21 protein-coding genes are annotated in these 20,335 nt (G+C 70.5%); 10 read left to right on the top strand and 11 right to left on the bottom strand.

The window, feature by feature from the left end; genetic code table 11:
* Positions 1-438: 438 nt before the first annotated feature.
* The 9 genes from WME90_RS38385 to WME90_RS38425 all read left to right on the top strand — a co-directional run bounded on the left by WME90_RS38385 (position 439) and on the right by WME90_RS38425 (position 9,807).
* Complete coding sequence (locus WME90_RS38385; protein WP_437277041.1) at positions 439-2,358, top strand: polysaccharide biosynthesis protein; 1,920 nt, start codon at positions 439-441, stop codon at positions 2,356-2,358.
* Positions 2,359-2,418: 60 nt separating this feature from the next.
* On the top strand, positions 2,419-3,579 hold the full coding sequence (locus WME90_RS38390; protein WP_437277042.1) for an acyltransferase family protein: 1,161 nt from the start codon (positions 2,419-2,421) through the stop codon (positions 3,577-3,579).
* Between the two features lie 475 nt (positions 3,580-4,054).
* Entirely contained in the window at positions 4,055-4,585 is a 531-nt protein-coding gene (locus tag WME90_RS38395; protein WP_437277043.1) for a MerR family transcriptional regulator, read from the top strand.
* A gap of 17 nt (positions 4,586-4,602) precedes the next feature.
* Positions 4,603-5,820, top strand: coding sequence for an IscS subfamily cysteine desulfurase (locus WME90_RS38400; protein ID WP_437283716.1), 1,218 nt, complete (start codon positions 4,603-4,605; stop codon positions 5,818-5,820).
* 72 nt (positions 5,821-5,892) lie between these two features.
* A complete protein-coding gene (gene iscU / locus WME90_RS38405; protein ID WP_437277044.1) occupies positions 5,893-6,339 on the top strand; it encodes a Fe-S cluster assembly scaffold IscU in 447 nt (148 codons plus the stop codon).
* Positions 6,340-6,394: 55 nt separating this feature from the next.
* Positions 6,395-6,859, top strand: coding sequence for a HesB/IscA family protein (locus WME90_RS38410; protein WP_437277045.1), 465 nt, complete (start codon positions 6,395-6,397; stop codon positions 6,857-6,859).
* A 49-nt stretch (positions 6,860-6,908) separates the two neighbouring features.
* On the top strand, positions 6,909-7,445 hold the full coding sequence (hscB, locus tag WME90_RS38415; protein WP_437277046.1) for a Fe-S protein assembly co-chaperone HscB: 537 nt from the start codon (positions 6,909-6,911) through the stop codon (positions 7,443-7,445).
* A complete protein-coding gene (hscA, locus tag WME90_RS38420) occupies positions 7,442-9,451 on the top strand; it encodes a Fe-S protein assembly chaperone HscA (RefSeq protein WP_437277047.1) in 2,010 nt (669 codons plus the stop codon). The genes hscB and hscA overlap by 4 nt, the downstream gene beginning before the upstream one ends.
* Positions 9,451-9,807, top strand: a complete 357-nt coding sequence (locus WME90_RS38425) for a 2Fe-2S iron-sulfur cluster-binding protein (RefSeq protein ID WP_437277048.1) — start codon at positions 9,451-9,453, stop codon at positions 9,805-9,807. Before hscA ends, WME90_RS38425 begins: the two co-directional genes overlap by 1 nt.
* A 52-nt stretch (positions 9,808-9,859) precedes the next feature.
* Here WME90_RS38425 and WME90_RS38430 read toward each other — a convergent pair whose 3' ends face one another.
* Positions 9,860-10,135: a hypothetical protein gene (locus WME90_RS38430; RefSeq protein WP_437283717.1), complete on the bottom strand. Its 276-nt coding sequence runs from the start codon at positions 10,133-10,135 to the stop codon at positions 9,860-9,862.
* Between the two features lie 402 nt (positions 10,136-10,537).
* Here WME90_RS38430 and WME90_RS38435 point away from each other — a divergent pair, with 402 nt between their 5' ends.
* Positions 10,538-11,092 carry a DUF4142 domain-containing protein gene (locus WME90_RS38435; protein ID WP_437277049.1) on the top strand — a complete coding sequence of 185 codons (555 nt, stop codon included), beginning with the start codon at positions 10,538-10,540 and terminating at the stop codon, positions 11,090-11,092.
* Positions 11,093-11,148: 56 nt separating this feature from the next.
* Here WME90_RS38435 and WME90_RS38440 read toward each other — a convergent pair whose 3' ends face one another.
* From WME90_RS38440 to WME90_RS38485, 10 genes are all read right to left on the bottom strand, one after another.
* Positions 11,149-11,775: a hypothetical protein gene (locus WME90_RS38440; protein WP_437277050.1), complete on the bottom strand. Its 627-nt coding sequence runs from the start codon at positions 11,773-11,775 to the stop codon at positions 11,149-11,151.
* The gene (locus tag WME90_RS38445) at positions 11,772-12,410 is read right to left on the bottom strand and encodes a hypothetical protein (RefSeq protein WP_437277051.1); all 639 of its coding nucleotides are present in this window, start codon (positions 12,408-12,410) and stop codon (positions 11,772-11,774) included. Before WME90_RS38445 ends, WME90_RS38440 begins: the two co-directional genes overlap by 4 nt.
* 142 nt (positions 12,411-12,552) lie before the next feature.
* On the bottom strand, positions 12,553-12,924 hold the full coding sequence (locus WME90_RS38450; protein WP_437277052.1) for a hypothetical protein: 372 nt from the start codon (positions 12,922-12,924) through the stop codon (positions 12,553-12,555).
* A gap of 201 nt (positions 12,925-13,125) precedes the next feature.
* A complete protein-coding gene (ychF, locus tag WME90_RS38455; protein WP_437277053.1) occupies positions 13,126-14,217 on the bottom strand; it encodes a redox-regulated ATPase YchF in 1,092 nt (363 codons plus the stop codon).
* A 203-nt stretch (positions 14,218-14,420) separates the two neighbouring features.
* Complete coding sequence (locus tag WME90_RS38460) at positions 14,421-15,548, bottom strand: DegT/DnrJ/EryC1/StrS family aminotransferase (RefSeq protein ID WP_437277054.1); 1,128 nt, start codon at positions 15,546-15,548, stop codon at positions 14,421-14,423.
* Complete coding sequence (locus tag WME90_RS38465; RefSeq protein ID WP_437277055.1) at positions 15,545-16,219, bottom strand: acyltransferase; 675 nt, start codon at positions 16,217-16,219, stop codon at positions 15,545-15,547. Before WME90_RS38465 ends, WME90_RS38460 begins: the two co-directional genes overlap by 4 nt.
* A complete protein-coding gene (locus WME90_RS38470; RefSeq protein ID WP_437277056.1) occupies positions 16,216-17,880 on the bottom strand; it encodes a hypothetical protein in 1,665 nt (554 codons plus the stop codon). Before WME90_RS38470 ends, WME90_RS38465 begins: the two co-directional genes overlap by 4 nt.
* Positions 17,881-17,886: 6 nt before the next feature.
* Entirely contained in the window at positions 17,887-18,159 is a 273-nt protein-coding gene (secG, locus tag WME90_RS38475) for a preprotein translocase subunit SecG (protein ID WP_104985237.1), read from the bottom strand.
* 98 nt (positions 18,160-18,257) lie between these two features.
* Complete coding sequence (gene tpiA, locus WME90_RS38480) at positions 18,258-19,091, bottom strand: triose-phosphate isomerase (protein WP_437283718.1); 834 nt, start codon at positions 19,089-19,091, stop codon at positions 18,258-18,260.
* 5 nt (positions 19,092-19,096) lie between these two features.
* Entirely contained in the window at positions 19,097-20,332 is a 1,236-nt protein-coding gene (locus WME90_RS38485) for a phosphoglycerate kinase (RefSeq protein WP_437277057.1), read from the bottom strand.
* Between the last annotated feature and the right edge of the window lie 3 nt (positions 20,333-20,335).

Here is a 20,335-nt window from a genome sequence, read left to right on the forward strand (position 1 = left end):
CGAGGCCGGGCTCACCTTGCAACCGCGCGAGCCTCGCTCGGGCCTCGGCGCCAGTTCGCTCGAGGTGCGCGACCAGCGCCGGCGCTGCGACATGACGAAACGGCCTCAGCGGAGCTGCCCTGAATTTTCCGACCCGAGCCAGCAACCAACGGGCTGGGGGTCCCGAGACTGCGCTGACGGGCCGGGCGGCGAGCCCGACAGGGTGCAGGTAGAAAAGCGAGCGAAGCAGGGTCGACAGCGGCGTGGAAGAAGGGAGACCGACCGATGGCACGGGGCGAGATTAGGTCAAGCCAGCACGCAGCGCACGCGGCAAGCGCGCAAGGGCTGACCACGCGGAGCAAACCTTGCGCGAGCGGTCGTCTTCGAGAAGAATCGCGCTCCGCGGCCGTCGCCGCTGCTCCTGACCGTCCAGCGGGGCGATGGGAATCCGTGTAGCATATGATGAAGAGCACTTGGCATCTGGTCCTGGTACGGCGCACCGTCGTCGTGCTGACCCACCTCGTCCTTTGGGCGATCGCGTTCGGCGGCGCCTTGCTTCTCCGCTTCGACGGCGTGCTGACAGGCATCCACGAGCCGTTTCGCAGCAACTGGCCCTATGCGCTCGCGGCGCTCCTCGTCTGCCGGGCCGTCATGTTCTATGGGTTTGGGCTCTTCCACGGTCTGTGGCGGTACGCCGGGCTGCCTGACCTCTGGAGCCTTCTGCGCACGACGGCGCTCGGGACAGCGGCGTTCATGCTCCTCGTCGAGTTCGTGCTGCCCCGCGCGCATCTCCCCCGGTCGGTGTACGCTGGAGAGCTACTTCTGTCGGTCTTCCTCGCTGGCGGGCTCCGGTTCGGTATCAGGACGCTGCGCGAGCTCAAGCGCGGCAAGCGCAGCACGCACGCGACGCAGATCCTGATCGTCGGAGCAGGAGACGCTGGGGAGAGCCTCCTCCGCAGCTTGCAGCGGATGCCTGACGGCAAGTGGAACGTCTGCGGCTTCGTCGACGATGACCCGCTGAAGCGGGGGGAGCGCGTACGGCACGTGCGCGTGCTCGGCCCCGCGGACGAGGACACGCTGCGAAAGGCTGTCGCAGATTTCGACGTCAAGCTGGTGGTGCTGGCGATCCCGAGCGCGCCCGGCACGCGGGTGAAAGAGATCGTGAGCGTCTGTCGGCGCCTGCAGGTGCAGACGAAGACGATCCCTGGGGTCGCGGAGCATATCCAGGACAACAACTTCTCTCAGGTCCGCGAGATCGCCATTGAGGATCTGCTCCGCCGCGACCCGGTGAAGCTCGACGTGAAGCAGGTCGAGGGGCTCATCGAGGGGCGCCCCATCCTGGTCACCGGCGCCGCCGGCAGCATCGGGAGCGAGCTCGTGCGGCAGGCTCTGCGGTTCCGCCCGCGCAAGGTGATCTTGCTCGATCACAATGAAAATGGGCTCTTTTACCTGGAGCGCGAGCTGCGCCAGGCCTTTCCCGGCGCATCGTTCGTCCCGATCGTCTGCGACATCACCGATCGTGATCGGGTCGCGTGGGTCTTCCGCCGCCACCGGCCGGCGGTCGTGTTCCACGCGGCGGCGCACAAGCACGTGCTGATGATGGAGGTGAACAGCGCGGCGGCGATCAAGAACAACGTGTTCGGCACCCTCACGGTCGCCGACGCCGCGCATGAGTTCGGCGCCGAGACGTTCGTGCTCATCTCGACCGACAAGGCGGTCAACCCCACGTCGGTGATGGGTTGCACGAAGCGCGTCGCCGAGATGGTCATCCAGGCGCGCGCGGAGACGAGCAGCACCCGCTATGTCGCCGTCCGCTTCGGCAACGTGCTCGGCAGCAACGGCAGCGTGGTCCCGCTCTTCCGGGAGCAGATCCGGAACGGCGGCCCCGTCACCGTCACCCACCCCGAGGTGCAGCGCTACTTCATGACGATCCCCGAGGCGACACAGCTCGTCCTCCAGGCGGGAGCGCTCGGCGCGAAGCGAGAGATCTTCGTCCTCGACATGGGCAAGCCGGTCAAGATCGTCGATCTCGCGCGGCTCATGATCGAGCTATCGTGCCCCAGACCGGAGGACATCAAGATCGAGTTCACGGGGCTCCGGCAGGGGGAGAAGCTCATGGAGGAGCTGCTGCTCGACAGCGAGGCGTACGACGAGACGCCGCACCCGAAGGTGTTCGTCGGCCGGATCCAGCCGATGGCGCGCGAGCGGCTGGAGCGCGGGCTCGCGCAGCTGACCCACGCGATGCGCAACGCCGACGATAGGGAGATCCGCCGCTGCCTCGCGGAGATCGTCCCCGAGGCGACGCTGGCCCAGCCTGAGGACCGACCGTCGCAGTCCCAAGGCGCTCCGCTCTCGGTGCCAGCGCGCATGCTCTCGTGAGCAGCGCGCCTCACCAGGACGAGAGCCGGCCGGCCGCGCGAGCGCCGGCACGATGAGGTCATGATGGTGGACAGCCCGGAGGCAAGCGCCCCCGCCCGTCGCGCGGAGCCGAGTGCGCCTCACCGCGACACGATCAACAACTTCGACCTTCTACGGCTGCTGGCCGCCCTCCAGGTCGTCTACTTCCACGCCAAGCACCACCTCGGCATCACGCTCGGAGGCGCCGGCGAAGCGCTGTCCAAGGTCGGCCAGCTCTTCCCGGGCGTCCCCATTTTCTTCGTCATCAGCGGCTTCTTGATCTCGAGATCGTACGAGCGGTCGTCGAGCCTCCACGCCTATGCGCGCAACCGGTTCCTCCGCATCTATCCAGCGCTCTGGGTGAGCTTCGCCGTATCGCTCGCGCTGCTTGCGGCGCTCGGAGCGCTCGATACGGGCTTCGTGGCGACGCCCGCGTTCCTCGCCTGGGTGGTCGCGCAGCTCAGCGTCGGGCAGTCCTATCATCCAAGCCAGCTCAGGAGCTTCGGCGTCGGGGTGCTGAACGGCAGCCTCTGGACCATCCCCGTCGAGCTCGGGTTCTACGTGCTCCTGCCGCTCGTCTACGTGCCGCTGCGGCGCATGCGGCGCGCCGCGGGCGACCTCCTGCTCCTCGGCATCGCTGCCGCGTCGTACACGATCGCGCACGCCGCCTCCGCCTCAGCAGCGCACGCACCGCGCCCCTTGCTCAAGCTGCTCCTCTTCTCCCCGTTGCCTTATTTCTACATGTTCCTCTTCGGCGTCCTCTTGCACCGGAATTTCGAGCGCCTGCGCCGGCTGTTCGAGGGGAGGGTGCTCTTCTGGACGGCCGGGTACATCGGGCTGATGCTCGCGGCCGACGCGGCGTTCGGGCGCCCCGCGCGGGAGGCGGGCTATGCGCCCGCCCTCGTCGCAGACCTCGCGCTCGCCGGCTGGACGCTCTCGTTTGCCTTCTCCAGGCGCACGCTGAGCGAGCGACTGCTCCGCGGCAACGACATCTCGTACGGCGTCTACATCTATCACATGCTCATCGTGAACGTGTTCGTTCACCACGGGCTCACCGGCCAGCTGCGCTACCTCTTCGGCGCAGCAGCGCTCGCGATCGTGGTCGCGGCGCTCTCCTGGCGCTTCGTCGAGGCTCCAGCGCTCAAGCGGAAAGCCGTCCGCGTGCCGACCGCCATTCCCCAGGCCGCCGCGAAGCTGACGTGATGCTCCCGCGCCTTGCGTCGCTCTGTGAACGGGGCGAGCGGCAGCGGCGATCGGGCGACCCGACCCACGTTGGACCGGCAGGCGACCCGACCCAGGTTGAGCCCCGTTGCGGGCGACCCGACCCAGGTTGTGCGGGCGACCCGAACCACGTTGGACCGGCGGGCGACCCGACCCAGGTTGAGCCCCGTTGCGGGCGACCCGACCCAGGTTGAGCCCGGTTGCCCCTCCTGCATCTCAAGCGGTCCCCGATTCCGCCTCCTTCCGCTGTTTCACGCAGGCCGCCGTACGACCCGGTTGACAGTCTTGGCGCTCCGACCTACAAGGTCCCCAACCCTCACGCATACGTAAGGGTCATGGTTTCAACGAGCACGGCTTCGACCGCGATGGCCCGATGACCACCCGGCTCCACCTTCCCGTAGCCCACGAGCAAAGCATTGCCGGACCCGTTGCGTCCAGCACGTCCCGAACGGACGACATGGAGGGAGATCTCGGCGGCGGCGAAGAGGAGGAGCGCCTCCTTCAGGTAGGGGACATCGCCAAGGCCACCGGGAAGACGGTGCGGGCGATCCACCACTACGAAGAGGTGGGGCTTCTCACGCCGCACGCCCGCTCCAAGGGGCGCTACCGGCTCTACGATCACGCCGCCCTGACCCGCGTCCGGTGGATCGGCAAGCTCCACGACCTCGGCCTGTCGCTGAGCCAGATCCAGCAGATCGTCTCGACCTGGGAGTCGTCCCCGTCGGCCCCCGGTGCGATGGCGCAGATCCGCCACGTTTACCAGCAGAAGCTCGAAGAGGTGCGGGATCAGGTCGCGCACCTCAAGACCCTCGAGCACGAGCTCGTGGCGAGCCTCGCCTACCTCGACACCTGCGAGACGTGCGACCCAGCAGAGCTCGTCGCCGCCTGCACGAACTGTAACCTCCACGACAAGAGCACGGCTGAGCCCGAGCTCGTCGCCGGGATCCGCGGCAATGGGCATTGCCGCCATGGATCGAATCACCGCTGAGCGAGAACATCATGGCTATCCAGCTTCCGATCTACATGGACTACCACGCGACGACGCCGGTCGATCAGCGTGTCCTCGACGCCATGCTGCCGTATTTCAACGGCAAATTCGGCAACGCCGCGAGCCGGAGCCACGTCTTCGGCTGGACGGCCGAGGAGGCGGTCGGCCACGCCCGCGAGACGCTCGCCAAGTTCATCGGCGCCTCGAACCCGAAGGAGATCGTCTTCACCTCCGGCGCGACCGAGAGCGACAACATCGCCATCAAGGGGGTCGCCGAGTTCTACAAGGACAAGGGCAACCACATCATCACGAGCGTCATCGAGCACAAGGCCGTGCTCGACACCTGCAAGCGGCTCGAGAAGCAGGGCTACGAGGTCACCTACCTCAAGGTCGACAAGTACGGGATGGTCGATCCGGACGACGTCGCCAAGGCGATGACCGACAAGACGATCCTCGTCTCGATCATGCTGGCCAACAACGAGGTCGGCACCGTCCAGCCCATCGCCGAGATCGGCAAGCTCACGAAATCGAAGGGCGTCCTCTTCCACACCGACGCGGTGCAGGGCGTCGGGAAGGTCCCGTTCAACGTCGAGCAGATGGGCGTCGACCTCGCGTCGGTGACGGCCCACAAGATCTACGGTCCGAAGGGCATCGGCTTCCTGTACGTGCGCAGGTCGAAGCCGCGCGTCCGCATCACCGCGCAAATGGACGGCGGCGGCCACGAGTTCGGCATGCGGTCCGGCACGCTCAACGTGCCCGGCATCGTCGGGTTCGCCAAGGCCGCCGAGATCCTCATGGAGGAAGGCGCGGCGGAGTCGGCGCGCATCCTTGCGCTGCGCGAGCGGCTCAGGAACCGGCTCTGGAAGGAGCTCGACGCCATCCAGCTGAACGGCTCGCCCGATCGGCGCCTGCCGGGCAACCTCAACGTGTCGTTCAGCTTCGTCGAGGGCGAAGCCATGATGATGGCGATCAAGGACGTGGCGGTCTCCAGCGGCTCGGCGTGCACGAGCGCCAGCCTGGAGCCCTCGTACGTCCTCCACGCGATGGGCATCGGCGACGACCTCGCCCACTCGTCCATCCGGTTCGGGCTCGGGCGCTTCACCACCGAGGAGGAGGTCGACTACGTGGCTGACCTCGTGATCCGGAAGGTGAACAAGCTGCGCGACATGTCGCCGCTCTACGAGATGCACAAAGAGGGGATCGACCTGAACTCGGTTCAGTGGGCGGCCCACTGAAGCGCGGCGCAAACGGCGCAGGCCCGCCAGAGCAAGGTTTCGAGACGAAAGGAAACGGTCGAGGAGAGAGCCATGGCATACAGCAATAAGGTCATCGAGCACTACGAGAACCCCCACAACGTCGGCACGCTCGACAAGAATGACGAGCGCGTCGGCACCGGGCTCGTCGGCGCTCCGGCCTGCGGCGACGTCATGCGCTTGCAGATCAAGGTCGGCGAGGGCGGCGTCATCGAGGACGCGAAGTTCAAGACGTTCGGCTGCGGGTCCGCCATCGCGTCGTCGTCGCTCGCCACCGAGTGGCTGAAGGGCAAGACGATCGACGAGGCCGAGACGATCAAGAACAGCATGATCGCCGAGGAGCTCCACCTGCCCCCCGTGAAGATCCATTGCTCGGTCCTCGCCGAGGACGCGATCAAGAGCGCCATCGCCGACTTCAGGGCCAAGCAGCAGGCGAAGAAGGAGCTCGCCAGCGCGGCGCCTTCGGTCGCCGCGGCCGCCGCGCCGGCGAGCGCGGAGTAACAGCGCCGGGGCTTCGGGGCGAGGCCGCCCAACGGCACCGGAGAGGGAACGACGTATGCAGAGCAGCGAGGAGACGACCACGACAAAGGCGGCGGACATCGCGCCGCCCGCCGCGACGGCGGACGCCGCGCCCGGCAACGGGGCGGCGGGGGAGGCGGAAGCCAAGCCGAAGCGGACGCTCTCGGTCAGCGACGCCGCGGTCCAGGCCATCCGGGCGCAGCTCGCCAAGCGCGGCACGCCCGAGGGCGCCATCCGGGTCGGGATCCGCGGCGGCGGCTGCTCCGGGTTCTCCTACGTCATCGAGTTCGACGACAAACCACCCCGGTCCGGCGACCTCGTCCTCGAGTTCGCCGAGCAGGACAAGGCGACCGTGCGCGTCTTCTGCGACAAGAAGAGCATCCTTTACCTGGGCGGCTCGGTGCTCGACTGGGAGAAGACGCTCATGTACCAGGGCTTCAAGTTCAAGAACCCGCACGAGGCGACGCGCTGCGGCTGCGGGCACTCGTTCACGGTGGCCTGAGCCGCCGCAGGGAGCGCCCGCCGCCGAGGCGCCTCTCCCAGAGCACGCCATGACCGATCCCTTCGATACCCTGGGCGTCGAGCCTCGGTTCGACCTCGACCTGCGCACGCTGGAGCAGCGCCACCGCGATCTCTCGCGCGCGCTCCACCCCGATCGCTACGCGGGCGCCCCCGCGGCCGAGCGCCGGCTCGCGCTCGGCCGCGCGATCGAGGCGAACGACGCCCTGCGCGTCCTCAGGGATCCGATCCGCCGGGCCGAGGCGCTGCTCCAGCGCGCCGGGCTCACGCGGGGCGAGGAGGACGAGAAGAAGGCCTCCCCCGCCCTGCTCATGGAGATGATGGAGTCGCGCGAGGAGCTCGCCGAGGCGGCGAAGGGGCGCGATCCCGCGCGGATCGCGCGGCTCGGCGAGGCGATGCGCGCGCGCGAGCAGGCGACCCTCACCGCGATCCAGGGCGCCTTCGCCGCCGCAGGGGACGACCGGGAACAGCTGAAGGGCGTGCTCGCCTTGCTCAGCGAGCTCCGCTACATCCGGCGGTTCCTCGATGAAGTGAGCGCAATCGAAGAAGAACTCGCAGATTTGAAATGACCCTCCTCGAAATTTTCGACCCCAAGGCAAGGCCCAGCCCGATCGGCATCGATCTCGGGACGACGAACTCGCTCGTCGCCCGCGTGCGCGACGGCCGCCCGGTGGTCATCGACGACTGCAATGGAGAGCGGCTCGTGCCGTCGGTCGTGCACTACGACGAGCGCGGCCACGCGGTCGTGGGCGACAGCGCGCGGCGGCTCGCGCAGAGCTACCCCCGCGAGACCATCGTCAGCGTGAAGCGCTTCATGGGCCGCGGCGCCAACGATCCCGAGACGCGGCGGCTCGGGCCGTACGAGTTCGTGGAGCCGAAGGGCCCCGACGACGCGAAGAGCGTGCGCTTCAAGGTGCGCGATACGGTCGTGACGCCCGTCGAGGTGTCGGCGGAGATCTTGAGAGAGCTCCGCACCTCGGCGGAGCGCGAGCTCCGGTCCGTGGGCGGCGCGGTGATCACGGTGCCGGCGTACTTCGACGACGCGCAGCGGCAGGCGACAAAGGACGCCGGCCGGCTGGCGGGCCTGGAGGTGCTGCGCCTGATCAACGAGCCGACCGCCGCGGCGCTCGCGTACGGGCTCGACAAGCAGCAAAACGGCCTGTTCGCCGTGTACGATCTCGGCGGCGGGACGTTCGACGTCACCGTCCTCCTGCTCGACAACGGGGTCTTCCAGGTGAAGTCCACCGGGGGCGACAGCTCGCTCGGGGGCGACGACATGGACAGGGCGCTCGCAGAGCGGCTGCTCCAGGAGATGCGCGCGACGCGGCGCACGCCCGAGGTGGTGCGGCTCGCGCTCGACACCGCCCGCAGCATCAAGCACGCGCTGACCGACGCGACGCAGGTCGAGATCGAGCTGCCCGTGCAGGCGGGCGAGGAGACGGGTGACGACCCGACGTCGAAGCTTGTCACCGTGACCCGCGACGAGCTGAACGCGCTGATCACGCCGCTCCTGGAGCGCACGGGCGCCGCGTGCCGCCGCGCGCTCCGGGACGCGGGCGTCCAGGCCGCGGACCTCGACGGCGTGATCCTCGTGGGCGGCGCGACGCGCGTGCCCCACGTCCGCGACTACGTGGCGAGCCTCTTCGGCAAGGAGCCGCTCAAGGACATCGATCCGGAGGAGGTCGTCGCGCTGGGCGCGGCCATCCAGGCCGACATCCTGGCGGGCTCGATGGAGCGCGCGGACGAGGTGCTCCTGCTCGACGTGCTGCCGCTGTCGCTCGGCATCGAGACGATGGGCGGCGTCGCCGAGAAGATCCTGCCGAGGAACACGACGATCCCGGCGGGGGCGCGACAGACCTTCACGACCTACGCGGACAACCAGACCGGGTTCGATCTGCACATCGTTCAGGGCGAGCGGGAGCTCGCCGCCGACTGCCGCTCGCTCGCGCGCTTCGTGCTGAAGGGGATCCCGCCGATGCCCGCGGGCATGGCGCGGCTCGAGGTGACGTTCCGCGTGGACGCCGACGGGCTGCTCGGCGTGACCGCGCGCGAGCTGACGACGGGGGTCGAGCAGAAGGTCGAGGTCAAGCCGAGCTACGGGCTGACCGACGAAGAGGTGGAGAACATGCTCCTCGCGGCGCTGGACCACGGCGAGGAGGACTTGCTCAAGCGGCGGCTGGTCGAGGCGCGGGTCGAGGGCGAGCGCGTGGCGATGGCGACGCGCAAGGCGCTCTCTGCGGACGCCGATCTGCTCGATCCAGGCGAGCGCGAGGCGATCGAGGCCGCGCTGAGGGGCCTCGACGCGGCGATCCACGGGGACAAGCCGGGGCTCATCCTGGCGCGCACGGAGGCGCTCGACGAGGCGACGCACGCGTGGGCAGGGCGGCGGATGGACCGCGCCGTGGCCAGGGCGATCGCGGGCAAGCAGGTCGGGGACGTCGAGGCGAAGGTCGCCGCGGCGAAGGGCGTGGACGCGCACCTGGCCGAGCACGGCGGGGGCGACGCGAGCCACGCGCCGGTCGAGGCGGGCGGCGCTGACCCGGCGAGCACCGGCGTCGAGGCGAGGAGAAGCTGATGGCCAAGGTCCGATTTCGAGCTCACGGCCGCGCATGGGAGGTCGAGGCCCCGGTGGGCTCGACCGTCCTCCAGGCGTCGAAGTCCGTAGGCGCCCCCGAGGGCGACGCGTGCGGCGGCGTCTGCGCGTGCTCCACCTGCCACGTCTACGTCACGAAGGGGCGCGAGCTCCTCAGCGAGGCCGAGGAGGACGAGGAGGACATCCTCGACAAGGCCTTCGATGTGCGATCGACGAGCCGCCTCGGCTGCCAGGCGAAGATCTTGAAAGACGGCGAGATCGAGGCGGAGATCTCCCGCGAGAGCCTCGACGCTTTCTACAACGAGCACCCGAACGTGCAGGATCCGCGCAAGGGCTGAGCCCCTTGCGCGCGCCGCTCGGCGCGGGCCCACGCACCGGCGAGGGAGACGGCTAGGGAGGCGGCCTCACCTTCGCGGTCGGCGGCTTCGGCCCGCGCGGCGCTGGCGGCGGATTGCGGAGCTTGTCCAGCTCGGTGCGCGCCTCGGTGGCGATGCGTCGGGCGATGTGCGCGAAGGCCGAGGCAGCCTCCCTGGCGGGCGGCGTCGAGACGATCGCGACGACGTGCTGCGCGGCCGTCTTCCTGCCGATGGGCACGAGGAAGAAGGTCAGGGCGGCGAGGAGAAACACGACGCCGTTCGTTAGGCGCTTGAAGAACTCGCCGACCACAGGCGCCAAGCGTAGATGGAGCGATCGGCCGGGGCCCAGTTCTCGGGGGCCGATCGCCCTTTCATCGGGCGCGGCCTGCCGCGCCACGCCGGGCGCGGCGTCCGCCGCGTTCGCCCCTCGGCGTCCGAGCGGTTGCTCATGAGCGCCCATGAGCTCCGCTGCGCTGTCGCCCGAGCCGAAGGGGGAAATCGAGCCGGCGCTGCGCCACACGCGCTGCGCGCCGGATGTGGACGCTCAGCGGACCGTCCCATGTTCGCTGCCCCTTGCCAGAGCCCCAGCGACTCACGACATACGGCAGGCGGCTCGACCCGGGTGCGCCGAGCAGTGGAGTCCGACCGTCCCGGGGCGATGGAGCGCTCGGCACGGCCGCCGGGAGGCGGCCGTGACAAGGAGGGAACTGAGATGCTCAAACCTGTTCTATTCACCATCATGATGGCGGCAGCGTCCGTGCCGGCCTCTGCTTTTGCAGAGGGGAAAGGCGCGACAGGGCAGCAGGCCCAGGTCAGCCAAACCAAGCTCAGCGAGTCAGATCGGGAGTTCATCGAGAAGGCTGGTCAGGACGGGCTCCTGGAGGTGCGGCTCGGGCAGCTCGCGCAGCAGCGCACCGCGAGCCCGGAAGTGAAGCGCTTCGCGCAGCGGATGGTCGACGATCACTCGGCGATCAACAAGCGGCTCGGGGAGCTCGCGCACCGCAAGGACGCGCTCGTGCCGCAGGAGCTCGCGCAGAAACACCGCGAGGACGTCGACAAGCTGTCCAAGAAGACAGGAGCCGAGTTCGACCGGGACTACATGAGCGCGATGGTCGATGACCACCAGCGCGACATCGAGGAATTCGAGAAGTCCTCGAAGGAGGCGAAGGACGCCGACGTGAAGCGCTTCGCCGCCTCGACGCTGCCGCAGCTCCAGGAGCACCTCGCGTTGGCGAAGCAGATCCAAGGCAAGGTGAAGGGGAAGTAAGCGGCGCGAGCGCGCCGGCCCCGCGCGGCGAGGCCGGCGCACCGCCGTCGGCGAGATCAGGCGACCACGCGCGCCGCGCGCTCGGGCGCCGTCGCCGGCGGCGGGGTCGTCCTCGACCTCGCCGCGCCGCGAACGGGCGCGAGCTTGCCCCGGAGCTTCTGATACGCGGCCGTGTCGACCGGCTCGCCCCGGACCCAGGCGCGGATGAACGGCGCTACCCCGGACTCCCAGGCGGCCCCGAGGCGAAGCGCGAGGAACTCGCCGTAGAGCGCGGAGAAGAGCGTCTCGAGCTCCTCGATGAGGTACATGCGCTCGTAGAACTGCTCGTCCGCGGCGTCCTTGACGACGCTCGGGATCTTCACGCCCGAGAGCGCGAACGCGTCGGCGTTGAACAGGAACGCGTACTCGAGCTCTCCGCGGGTGACGCGGACGCGCGCGTGCGAAGGGAGCTTGCCCTGGCGCAGCGCCTCGTGGGCCTCGGGGGCGCTGCTCGGCGCCGCGCCCTTGAGCCGGCTCTGCTCCTTCTCCTGCACGAGCGTGATCTGCCCCTCGAGCCAGAGCTCGCAGACGCCGAGGGCGTTCAGGGAGAAGCGGCCCTCGAAGAGCTCGCTCTCGAACCAGAGCCAGACAAGGAATTCCCGGCCGACGAACCGGCGCTGCTCGATCAGCTCCGCGAGGCTCACAGGGCACCTCCAAGGGTCGATTCGGCGTGGAAGACCGTGGGCTTGAGCAGCTCGAACGCGGCCTGCTGCTCGCCCGTCAAGCCGAGCTCGCGGGCGGCCGTATAGGGGCTCTCGGGCACGAGATCGAGCTCGAACGTCTCCTCGAAGAGCTCCGAGAGACCCTCGTGCGCGCGCGGCGACTGGTTCCAGAACCGCACGACGCCGGCCTCCAGGTTCCAGGAGAGATCCACGACCTTCATCACCGGCATGAGCTGCGCGCGGAGCTTCTTCGACACGACCGCCCGGAGCTCCTCCTTCTCGCGCCGCCCGAGCTTTTCGCGCCCTCGCTTCGCGAGGTGCTCCCGCTCTGCCTCGGCGAAATGCGCCTTGAAGAGCGCCGAGGGCACCTGCCAGCGATCGGTCCTGAGGCCGAGGTTGATGTACGAGTTGAAGAAGATCTTGCCGTGATCGAGCTCACAGTCGAGCGGGTTCTCGATGGAGCACCACCCGGCGCGCTGCTCCGCGTCCTCCTCGACCGTGAGCGGCCGGAACGCGCGGAGCCGGATTCGCTCGACGAACTTGTCGCGGAACCCCTCGGTGAGCTCGCCGCGAACATAGAACTTCGAGAATGAGATGGATCCTTTGAGTGCGCCCAAATGATCGTCCTTTCGTCCCGTGGGGGCGAAGGAGGTAGCCGAGCGGATCCAGGGGGTCAAAAAACCGGACGCGGCGCCCCGGCCATGGGCCGAAGAGCGACGGCGGCTCCGGCCGCCAGGCGAGCTGGGCAGGGAGGCGCGGTCAGAGCGGCTGGAGGAGCGGCGGGCGCAGCCAGCGGCCCGAGAACGGGCCAGTGAGGTAAAAGCGGTAGTGGAGGAAGTACAGTCTCTCGTCGGGCCCGCAGAACGCGACGGTCGATCGCACGAAGCGGCCGAGGGCGTCGTCCCCGGGCACCGCGGACGGCCTGTGGCCGATGGCCGGCTCATTCACCCCAGGGAAGCGGGGCGGCGCGCCCTCCGAGAACCCGCGCGGCAGATCGCACGACGCAGGCGAGCCAGGCGCCCGCGTCGCGCTGCCGCCGGGGCCCGCCTCCTCGGGCGGGACGTCGGTGGCAGCCGCGACGCAGCCCGCCGCGACGCTCCCCGTCGAGGACAGGAGAACCAGCACAACCAACGCGCCGAAGCTTGCCCTGGGCACCGCCTTGCCTCCGTCCGAGGAACGCGAGGTCCGCGGAGCGCCGGCGATCGTGGCCAGCACACCGCGCCTGCGCGAACGCCGGGGAGCAACGGCGGTGCCGCGCCGCCCGCGCAGCAGGGGCGCACCGAGCGCGCTCTAGAAGGGCGACAGCACCGGGCGCGCTCGATGGACGGACGGTCAGACGTTGAAGAGGAAGTGCGCGACGTCGGCGTCCTGGAAGATGTACGTCTTGCCCTCGACGCGCAGCTTGCCGGCGGCGCGGATGGCGGCCTCGGTCCTGTGCTCGACGAGGTCGTCCACCTTGTAGACCTCCGCCCGGATGAAGCCCTTCTCGAAATCGGTGTGGATGACCCCCGCGGCCTGCGGCGCCGTGCACCCGACCGGGATCGTCCAGGCGCGGATCTCCTTGGGACCGGCCGTGTAGTAGCTCTGGAGTCCGAGGAGCCGGTAGGCCTCGCGCGCCAGCGTCGAGAGCGCCGGCTCCTTCATGCCGAGGCTCTCGAGCATCTCCTTGCGCTCGTCGGGCGCGAGCTCGTTCAGCTCCGCCTCGAGCTTGCTGCAGACCGGCACGACGCCGCTGCCCTCGGAGGCGGCGCGCTCGCGCACCTTCGTAGCGAGCGGGCCCGTACCGGAGACGTCGGACTCGTCGACGTTGGCCACGTAGAGGACCTTCTTCGCCGTGATGAGGCCGAACGTCTTCACGACCTTCCGCTGATCGTCGTCGAAGGAGAGCCCACGGACGGGCTTGCCGGCCTGGAGCGCCTCGAGGCACTTCTCCATGAGCGCGATCTTCGGGAGGAGCTCCTTGTCGCCCTTGGCCTGCTTCCGCGTGCGCTCCAGCATCCCCTCGAGCGAGCCGAGGTCGGCCAGCATCAGCTCCGTCTCGATCGTGTCGATGTCGCGGAGCGGGTCGACCCCGCCGTCGACGTGCACGACGTCCGCGAGCGTGAAGCAGCGGACCACGTGGAGGATGGCGTCCACCTCGCGGATATGACTCAGGAATTTGTTCCCGAGCCCCTCGCCCGTGCTCGCGCCGCGCACGAGCCCGGCGATGTCGACCACCTGCACCATGGCGGGGATGATCTTCTCGGTCTTGATGTACTTCGCGAGCGTCGTGAGGCGGTCGTCAGGGACGGGGACGGCGCCGACGTTGGGCTCGATCGTGCAGAAGGGGTAATTCTGCGCCTCGGCCTTGGCGGCCGTCAGCGCGTTGAACAGGGTGCTCTTGCCCACGTTGGGCAGTCCGACGATGCCAACCTCGACGCTCATGGCGCGCACGTCTAGCACAGGCAGGGTTGCGCGGCCCGGCCCTGTGGCCGGGACCGCCCCGGCGCCCCAGCGCCGAACGAGATTCCCGGTTTGCCCGCGCCGCCCTCAGCGCCGCGGGCGGCCCGGCGCGCGGCGATGCCGCGCTCGAGCGACCCGACATCGGCGAGATCCGAATCACCCGTCGACGGGTGACGCGCCCGCCTTCACGAGGCCCCGGACAGGAAGGCGCAGAGGGCGCGCGCCACGCGGGCGATCTCCTCGCTCGTGAGCTCAGGGAAGATGGGGAGCGCGAGCGTCTCGCGCGCGGCAGACTCCGCGACGGGGAGAGCGCCGGCCGGCGGGCCGAGCGACGCAAAGCAGGGCTGGAGGTGGAGCGGCGCTGGATAGTAGACCTCCGTGCCGATGCCCTGCTCGGCGAGAGAGCTCCGCAATGCGTCGCGCAGCGACGCGTCGTCGAGGCGAATGACGTACTGATTGACGCTGTGCCCGGCGGCGCCGGTGTCAGGCAACGATAGGGGCAGGCCCGCACCGCCGAGCAGCGCGGCGTACTGCGCGGCGTGCTCGCGTCGCCGCTCGAGGAGCGCGCCGAGCCGCGGGAGCTTGCGCCGGAGGAGCGCCGCCTGGAGCGCGTCGAGCCGGAAATTGCCTCCGACGCGCGTGTGGTGGTGCTTCCTCCGAGCGCCCTGCGCCCTGAGCGACCGGGCGCGCTCCGCGAGCTCGTCGTCGTCGGTCGTCACGAGACCGCCATCGCCGAAGCCGCCGAGGTTCTTGGTCGGGAAGAACGAGAAGCACCCCATGCGCCCGAGCCCGCCCGCGCGACGGCCGCCGCGCTCGGCGCCGAAGGCCTGGGCCGCGTCCTCGATGACCGGCAGGCCGCGACCGCCCGCGAGCGCGAGGAGCTCGTCCATGGGCGCGCAGCCGCCGAAGAGGTGGACGGCGAGGATCGCCCGGGTGCGCTCCGTCAGGGCGCGCGCCGCGGAGGCGGGATCGAGGTTGAGCGAGCCGGGGAGCACGTCCGCGAACACCGGTGTGGCGCCGACGCGATGGATGGCGCCCGCGGTCGCGAAGAACGTGTACGCGGGGCACACGACCTCATCGCCCGCGCCGATGCCGAGCGCCATCAGCGCGACGAGCAGCGCGTCCGTGCCGGAAGAGACGCCGATCGCGTGCCGGACGCCGAGATACGCGGCGCACTCCGACTCGAAGGCCTCGACCTCCGGACCAAGGATGTAGTGGCCGCTCCGGAGGACCGACTGGAACACGGCGGAGAGCTCGTCCTGCATGGCGAGATCGCCGCGGGCCCGGTCGAAGAAGGGGACAGGCGGGGTCATCGTTCGGTGTCCTCCGCTGCGGGACGATCGCGGTAATGGCGCGTCGCCGCGGCGCGGGGCGCGGCGAGCGGCGCGTCCTCGTCGAGGTCGAGACAGCGGACGACGTCGCCGCGGCGCTCGTAGCGATAGCCGCTCTCGGGGCAGCGCATGAGGCCGTCGCGCGAGGGGACGAGCTTGTGACCGTGGCGGCTCATCCAGCCGGTACGCCGGGCCGGCACGCCGGTGACGAGCGCATAGTCGGGCACGTCGCGCGTGACGACGGCGCCGGCGCCGACGAACGCGTGGCGCCCTACCGTGACGCCGCAGACGATGGTGGCATTGGCGCCCACGGTCGCGCCGCGACGAACGCGCGTCGTATCGAGGAACGCGCGGCGGTCGATCGGAGCACGCGGGTTGACGACGTTGGTGAGGACCGCGGACGGGCCGAGGAACACGTCGTCCTCGATCAGGGTGCCGTCATAGAGAGACACGTTGTTCTGGATCCGAACGCCGTCTCCGATGACGGCGGTGCCCGCGACGAAGACGTTCTGCCCGAGGACACAGGCGCGGCCGATCCGCGCGCCCGCCGAGATATGGCAGAAGTGCCATACCCTCGTCCCCTCGCCGATGGTGCAGGGCTCGTCGATGCACGCGGACGCGTGCGCGAAGAAGGGCTTGGCGGGCTCGCTCATGGCGCCATGTCCGCGGGGCGCGCGGGGCCCCTGGAGCCGCCCTCCGGCAGGGCCCCTGGCGCGCCGCCCGCGGGAGGCGCCGCCCAGATCCCCCAGGCGCCGCGCGTCGCGAGCGGCGGGCCGGCGAAATCGATGACGGACGGTCTGACGCGCCCGACGAGGTAGGCGGCGCCCAGACCGGCGACGCGGCGCGCGAGCGAGGCAGGGTCCTCGAAGCTCGAGCGAACAGGCGGATCACGGGGATCGATCGAGCGATCCGGGTGCACCCCCTCGGGGCGCCCCAGGGCGGCGAGCGCCGCAAGGTGGCCATAGTCGACGACCTCGAGGAGGAGCGTCGCCGAGGGAGGCGTGAGCTCCGCGGCGGCGCGGCCGATGGCGACCTCGTCCGCCCGCGGATTGAAGTGCTCGCGGCGCAGGTGGGGCCGGAAGACGACGCCGAGGGCGAGCACCGCCAGCAGCGCGCCGCCGAGGGCGCGCCGCGCGCCGGTCGAGGCGCCCCGGAAGGCGCGCGCCGAGAGATCCCCGACGGCGAGCGCGAGCAGGAGCAGCGCGAGGAGGGTCGCTCGCTCGGGGTGGTGCGTGGGCGCGCCGTCGCGCACGAGGGCGAGCGAGAGCGCCGCGATCTGGAACGTGGCGACGGCGCCGGGGAGCAGGTACGGGCGGACCGCGTGAAGGAGCGGCGGGAGCGGGCGGGTTGTCCCCGCCGCAGCGCCGCGGCGGGCGCGCCAGGCGATGAGGGCGAGGGCGACGGGCCACAGGAACAGCTCCGGCTCCTCGCGGACCATCGCGGCAGGGTACGCGAAGAGCCGCAGCAGGGTGCCGTCGCCGCCCGGGCCGATCGCGTTGCGGTAGGAGGCGACGCGCGCCAGAAAGTACAGCGCGTCGCCGTGGGCAACGCGGTTCCACGCGATCCACGCGGCGGGCCCGGCGAGCGCGCCGAGCGCGGCGAGCGCGAGCTTCGCCTGCGCGTCGCGTGGCTGGCCGAGGCGAGCAGCAGCGAGCAGCGCCATCGCCGCAAAGGCGACGGCGACGGACCAGGGCTCGTAACGGGAGAGCGTCGCGAGCACGAGCGCAGACGCGCCGAGGAGGGCGCGTCCGGCCGGGGGCGCAGGCCCGGCTGGCGGCGTGACGATCGACGCCACCGCGAACAGCGAGAGGGCCGCGGTCGGCAGCTCGGGGACCGTCGCCACGCCGAGGCAGGCGCTCCAGGGGAAGGCGGCGGCGAGCAGCGCGCCGGCGAGCGCGGCGCGGCGGTCGCCCGTGATCCAGCGGGCGGAGAGGTGGACGAGCGCGGCCGAAGCGAGGCCGAGGGCGAAGGCGATGGCGCGGGCGACCTCGAGGGTCGGCGCGAAAGCGCGCCCAAGAACGCGGAAGAGCGCGCCGTTGAGCCAGAAAGGGACAGGGAGCCAGCTCGTCCCGGTCGGGTCGAGCCGGGGCGCGTGGGCCCACGCCTGCGCGAGGACCACGCGCGCGAAGTCGTCGTCGCTCACCGCCCGGAAGCCGAACGCGAGGACGATCGCGGAAACAGCCGCCTTGGCGAGGGCAACGAGGGCGAGGTCGCGCGCGAGGGGGACGGCGACGGCCGATGCCCCTTCCACGGACGACCCTGCGTCGAGCGCCCCGCCCGCTTCCCTCCCCGGCGCGGGGGCGGGCCGTAGCACGCGAGCCTATTTCTCCTGGGATTTCTCGAATTCGCGCAGCTCGCGGTCGCCCGCCGAGGAGAGGTAGGCGAGCGACACGCTCGTCGCCATGAAGACGGCGGCGCAGATGGCCGTGAGCCGGGTCATGAAGTTGCCCGCGCCACGGCCGCCGAACACCTGTGCCGTCGCGCCGCCCATGGCCGAGCCCATCCCGCCCCCGCGGCCCTGCTGGAGGAGCACGACGAGGATCAGGAACAAGCAGACGAACACGTGCACGATGTTGAGGAACGTGTGAAGCATCGGCGTCTTTCTGCTGGGTGAGTCTGGCCCGCGCGAGGGGCCCAGGGGGCGAGAGGGCAGGCCGCCGCTCCCGTGGTGAGACGGGAGCGGCCTGCGATCTACCCCTGTTCCGCGCGCTCCGCCAGTCGGTGCGCGGCCTCGACGATCTTGGCGAAGCCGGCGGCGTCGAGCGAAGCCCCGCCGACCAGCGCGCCGTCGATATCGTCTTGGGCGAGCAGCCCCTCGGCGTTGTCCGCCTTGACGCTGCCGCCGTAGAGGATGCGCGTGACGCCGGCGAGGTCCTCCGAGGCCTTCGCGAGCAGGCCGCGGATGAACGCGTGGACCTCCTGGGCGTCCTCGGCGCGCGCGACCTTGCCCGTCCCGATCGCCCAGACCGGCTCGTAGGCGATGACGCCGAAGCCGGGCTGCTTCGCGAGCTCGTCGAGGACGGCGCGGATCTGACGCTCGACGACGGCGAGCGTCTCGCCCGCCTCGCGCTGCTCGAGCGTCTCGCCGACGCAGACGATGGGGCGCAGCTCGGCGGCCATCGCCGAGGCGACCTTCCGGGCGACCGACTCGTCGGTCTCGGCGAACAGCTGCCGCCGCTCGCTGTGCCCGAGGATCACCCAGGTCGCCCCCGCGTCCTTGAGCATGCCCGAGGAGACCTCGCCGGTGAACGCCCCGGAGACCTCGGCGCTCATGTTCTGCGCGGCGATGCCGACCTCGCTCTTCGCCTCCGCGAGCTCGTGGGCCACGGCGGCGATCGCCGTGAACGGCGGAGCGACCACCACCTCGGCCCGGGTGAGCTCGCGCGTCGCCTTGGCGACGGCCGCCGAGAGAGGACAGGCGTCCTGCCCCCCGGCGTTCATCTTCCAGTTGCCGGCGATGAGCGGACGACGCGAGGCCGCCCGCGGGGCGGCGCCCGCCTCCCCGGACGTACCCCCATCGTTCACGGGCTTCACTCGCTCACCTCGGCCAACCGGAGCGCCTCGACGCCCGGGAGACGCTTGCCCTCGATGAGCTCGAGCGAAGCGCCGCCGCCGGTCGAGATGTGATCGAAGCCCTTGGCGATCTGCTCGCCGGCCTGCTTGACCGCCGCCGCGCTGTCGCCGCCGCCGACCACCGTGAAGCCGGAGGCGCCGCTCATGATGCGCGCGACATCGAACGTGCCCTTGGAGAAGGCCGGCGTCTCGAAGAGGCCCATGGGGCCGTTCCAGAACACCGTCTTCGCCTTCTCGATCGCCTTGCCGAACAGCTCGATCGAGCGGGGGCCGATGTCGAGCGCCATCGTGCCCTCGGGGATCGCGTCGACCGACGCGGCCTCGCCCTGCGTCGCGTCGATGCTCGAGGCGACGACGGCGTCGACGGGCAGGAGGAGCTGGATGCCCCGATCGCGCGCCTTGCTCATGATGGTGCGCGCCAGCGGGAGCTTGTCCTCCTCGATCCGGCTCTTCTGCACGTTCTTGCCCTGCGCGGCGAGGAAGGTGTTCGCCATCGCGCCGCCGATGCACAGGGTGTCGACCACGTTGAGCAGCGCCTCGACGACGTCGATCTTGTCGGAGACCTTGGCGCCGCCGAGGACGGCGACGTACGGCTTCTCCGGGCGATCGACGAGGCGGGTCAGCGCCTTCAGCTCCTTCTGGAGGAGGAGGCCGGCGGCGCGCTCGCGCATGAGGCGCGGCAGCGCGTGCACCGACGCGTGGGCGCGGTGCACGGCGCCGAAGGCGTCGTCGACGTAGACGTCGCAGAGCTCCGCGAGCTGGCGCGCGAAGCCCTCGTCGTCCTTCTCCTCCTCCTCGTGGAACCGGAGGTTCTCGAGCAGGCAGATCTGGCCCGCCCGGAGGTCGTAGATGACCTTCTTGGGCGAGTCGCCGACACAGTCGTCCGGCAGGTGGACCTCGTAGCCCGTGAGCTCACTGAGCCGCCCCCCGCACGGCTCCAGCGAGAGCCCCTCGGTCTTGCCCGGCTTCGGGCGGCCGAGGTGCGACGCGAGGATCACCTTCGCGCCCGCCTCCATGACGAGCTTGATCGTCGGGATCGCCTCGCGGATGCGCGAGTCGTCCGTGATCTTGCCCGTCTTCTTGTCGAGCGGGACGTTGAAGTCGACGCGGATGAAGACGCGCTTGCCGCTGAGGCCGGCGGCGTCGCCGGCCGCGGCGAGGTCCTCGACGGAGCGGATTCCGGTGAGCTTCACGGC

The organism is Sorangium sp. So ce375 (assembly GCF_051473855.1).
Classification (GTDB): domain Bacteria; phylum Myxococcota_A; class Polyangia; order Polyangiales; family Polyangiaceae; genus Sorangium.

What these genes read in the sequence shown, in the direction of transcription:
- WME90_RS38460 (WP_437277054.1), bottom strand. Translation starts at nt 15,548, where the DNA reads ATGACCCCGCCTGTCCCCTTCTTCGACCGGGCCCGCGGCGATCTCGCC.
- WME90_RS38465 (WP_437277055.1), bottom strand. Translation starts at nt 16,219, where the DNA reads ATGAGCGAGCCCGCCAAGCCCTTCTTCGCGCACGCGTCCGCGTGCATC.
- WME90_RS38385 (WP_437277041.1), top strand. Translation starts at nt 439, where the DNA reads ATGATGAAGAGCACTTGGCATCTGGTCCTGGTACGGCGCACCGTCGTC.
- ychF (WP_437277053.1), bottom strand. Translation starts at nt 14,217, where the DNA reads ATGAGCGTCGAGGTTGGCATCGTCGGACTGCCCAACGTGGGCAAGAGC.
- WME90_RS38410 (WP_437277045.1), top strand. Translation starts at nt 6,395, where the DNA reads ATGCAGAGCAGCGAGGAGACGACCACGACAAAGGCGGCGGACATCGCG.
- secG (WP_104985237.1), bottom strand. Translation starts at nt 18,159, where the DNA reads ATGCTTCACACGTTCCTCAACATCGTGCACGTGTTCGTCTGCTTGTTC.
- hscB (WP_437277046.1), top strand. Translation starts at nt 6,909, where the DNA reads ATGACCGATCCCTTCGATACCCTGGGCGTCGAGCCTCGGTTCGACCTC.
- hscA (WP_437277047.1), top strand. Translation starts at nt 7,442, where the DNA reads ATGACCCTCCTCGAAATTTTCGACCCCAAGGCAAGGCCCAGCCCGATC.
- WME90_RS38425 (WP_437277048.1), top strand. Translation starts at nt 9,451, where the DNA reads ATGGCCAAGGTCCGATTTCGAGCTCACGGCCGCGCATGGGAGGTCGAG.
- WME90_RS38395 (WP_437277043.1), top strand. Translation starts at nt 4,055, where the DNA reads ATGGAGGGAGATCTCGGCGGCGGCGAAGAGGAGGAGCGCCTCCTTCAG.
- WME90_RS38435 (WP_437277049.1), top strand. Translation starts at nt 10,538, where the DNA reads ATGCTCAAACCTGTTCTATTCACCATCATGATGGCGGCAGCGTCCGTG.
- WME90_RS38390 (WP_437277042.1), top strand. Translation starts at nt 2,419, where the DNA reads ATGATGGTGGACAGCCCGGAGGCAAGCGCCCCCGCCCGTCGCGCGGAG.
- iscU (WP_437277044.1), top strand. Translation starts at nt 5,893, where the DNA reads ATGGCATACAGCAATAAGGTCATCGAGCACTACGAGAACCCCCACAAC.